This is a genomic window from Hydrocoleum sp. CS-953, assembly GCF_002260545.1.
Classification (GTDB): domain Bacteria; phylum Cyanobacteriota; class Cyanobacteriia; order Cyanobacteriales; family Microcoleaceae; genus Trichodesmium.
This window is the reverse complement of the sequence record NZ_LGSU01000471.1, coordinates 1-3,212: the sequence shown is the minus strand read 5'-3', so window position 1 is coordinate 3,212 and position 3,212 is coordinate 1. Positions and strand designations below refer to the sequence as shown.

At 35.6% G+C, this 3,212-nt stretch carries 2 protein-coding genes; both read left to right on the top strand.

Annotation, left to right across the window (positions count from 1 at the left end):
• Positions 1–665: 665 nt before the first annotated feature.
• Entirely contained in the window at positions 666–1,580 is a 915-nt protein-coding gene (locus AFK68_RS04740) for an MBL fold metallo-hydrolase (protein ID WP_094671801.1), read from the top strand.
• Between the two features lie 88 nt (positions 1,581–1,668).
• Complete coding sequence (locus AFK68_RS04735) at positions 1,669–2,781, top strand: bifunctional riboflavin kinase/FAD synthetase (RefSeq protein ID WP_094671800.1); 1,113 nt, start codon at positions 1,669–1,671, stop codon at positions 2,779–2,781.
• Positions 2,782–3,212 lie beyond the last annotated feature (431 nt).

Below are 3,212 nucleotides of genomic sequence, written 5' to 3'. Positions count from 1 at the left end.
ACTTGGTAATCTGTGAGAAAACTATAATTACTTTTAGTCATTCTACCAAGAGAAAAGTGCTAGGATATGTCCTTATATTCAATTCCGTTACGGTTTTAACCAGAGATAATTATCCATTATCCATTATCCATGAATGAAAGACCTTCTGATAGTGGTCTATATTAATCAAAATCACCATAAATATTTTTTTAGTTGTCAAATCAAATATATATGGCAACTAGGAATCAAATTCTCATATTTGATTCTTACCTCAAATTACTGTACAATATATACTTTAAGCAATTCAAATATCACTTCTGACTTCTGATTTGTGACTTTTGACTGCCGTGCCCTATGAGATGCCCAAAATCGCCAAACTAACCCAATTATCATCAAGATACTTACCAATCCTATTCTTGCACGCGTTAGACTAGAACCATAACCACTATCCCAAAATGTGGTCTTTTCAATATTCCCAAACTGATACTATTACCGTACCTAATCAAACTAAACTGAGTGAAATTACTGCCTCAAATTTACTGATAGTAAATTACGGAAGATAACAGTTAAAATACTATTGAAGTATACATATTTATTCTTAGGCAGATCCATATTAGTGGCAAAAATTTGACTCATAAGTAAAATCTCCTCGATGGACTCACTGAAGAAATTCTGCGATAAAACTCATGTCGGTTAAACAACATCAATTCACAATTCAATTTTGGGGCGTAAGAGGCAGTATTGCTTGCCCAGGCACAGAAACAGTCAGATATGGAGGCAACACACCTTGTTTAGAAATGCGAGTTGGTGGACATCGCTTCATTTTTGATGGTGGTACTGGCCTAAGAGTTCTGGGTCAATCCCTTCTGTCTCAAATGCCAATAGATGCCCATATGTTATTCACTCACACCCACTGGGACCACATTCAAGGTTTTCCCTTTTTTGTACCTGCCTTTGTTAAAAGTAATCGTTTCCTTATATATGGGCCAGTAGCTCCTAATGGAGCTACTATTCAACAAAGACTTAATGACCAAATGCTCAACCCTAATTTTCCAGTACCTCTACAAATTATGGGGGCAGAACTCAAATTTTTTGATCTGGAAATAGGTAAGTCAATTGAAATTGATGATGTACTTATAGAAAATGCTTTGCTGAATCATCCAGGAGAAGCAGTAGGATACCGTGTAAATTGGCAAGGATATTCCGCTGCTTATGTTTCAGACACAGAACATTTCCCAGACCGCCTTGACGAAAATGTTTTATTTTTGGCTCGTCAAGCAGATGTTTTAATCTACGACGCGACCTATACAGATGAAGAATATTACTCGGAAAAGTCTAGTAAAATAGGTTGGGGCCATTCCACTTGGCAGGAAGCTGTAAAAATTGCTAAAGCAGCTCAAGTCAAAAAATTGGTGATTTTTCACCACGATCCTATGCACAATGATGAATTTTTAGATAAGGTGGGAGAGCAAGTGGCTGAGAAATTTCCTAATAGTTTGATGGCAAGAGAAGGTCTATCAATTCAATTAATACCTCCTTGTAATGGTCAAGAACAGAATTCAGAAGTAAATACTGTAAAAGAAGTTAAAATTTCTGCTTAATTTTAATTTTGTTAGTAAACTAACAAAAAACTTAGAAAAAACAGATTAAATCTGGTAAAAGATGACTAAATCAATGAAAATATAAGGTGTGTGGATAACTTCTTCTTTAGCTACGGCTCTAACTCCAACTACAGTTGCCTTGGGAAACTTTGATGGTTTACATCGAGGACATTGGCAAGTAGTTGAACCGATTTTAAACTTAAACAATAGTAATAGCTCCAACTTACTTTCTGTCTGTCCATCAGAATTGGCAACAGCTACAGAAGTAGATGAAGGCAAAAAGCTGCAATTTTTCCATCAAGAGTTAAAACTCTCATCATGGCATTGCCAAAGTGAATTGGGCAATAATGATGATGACCAAGGGCAAAAAATTTATTCCACCGTTGTTAGTTTTAATCCTCATCCCCAAGAGTTTTTTAGTGGAAAACCAAAAAAATTGTTGGCTCCAATAGCAGAAAAATTAGCTCTTTTCCAACAGATCGGAGTTGACCAAGTAGTATTATTGCCATTCAATCAAGAATTAGCAGATTTAACTCCTATTCAATTTGTAGAAGAAATTCTGGTAAAACATTTACAAGCATATAGAGTAAGTGTAGGATGGGATTTCCGTTTTGGATGCAAGAGGGCAGGAGACGCAAAAGATTTACAGGCGATCGCTGCTAATTATAATATAGGTGTAACAATTGTACCTCTATATACTTGTGAAAATGGAGAACGTATTAGCAGTTCTATAATTCGCCAAGCTTTAGAAGAAGGAGATCTGAAGAAATCAAATCGTTTGTTAGGTCGCCCCTACAGTTTAGTGGGTCAAGTAGTCCAGGGTCAACAATTAGGTAGAACATTAGGATTTCCTACAGCTAATCTCCAGCTACCACCACAAAAAGTTTTGCCTCATTTTGGGGTTTATGCTGTGGAAGTCTATATTTCTGCTCAGAAGCAACCCCAAGAAATATTTTCTGGTGATCGACCCTACTTAGGAGTGATGAATGTCGGTTTTCGCCCTACATTAAATGGTTTACACCCAACTGTAGAAGTTCACTTATTAGACTGGTCTCGAGATTTATATGGTCAAACTTTAACTGTAAATTTGATAGAGTTTTTGCGACCTGAACAAAAATTTGCTTCTGTAGATTTACTGAAAGCTCAAATACATGAAGATTGTAGAATTGCTAGAAGTATACTGACAAATCAAACTGTATAATTTTGAGAGTTCCCTACTTATCTATAGACCTGGTTATTTGCTGACCCAAGCAATGGGATAAATTGGCCTTCCTTTGTTTCTTCTTAGTTAACCAAAGAAAAATTTCTTAGAGGTTGTTTGAGAAGTAATCTATCCCTCAATGGTCTCCCTTAATCAGGGGGACTTTCCGTTGTATTTCACCATTTTCAAGGGGAGCTAGGGGGAACTAAATCAAAATTAATACTTTCCAAACATCCTCTTAGGTGCTACTAAAAGTTAGTATAGCAGTAGTTATAGCTATTGCCCTTACTTTATCACCTCACAATACTAAACTATAATACCATTTTTCAAAAAAATGTTACAGATAAATTAAGTTCTTTAATCACTTAATTTTTGATTTATGTCAAATGAAAAAATTCAGTCTAACATTGGTGATTAAAAGATACTTATAT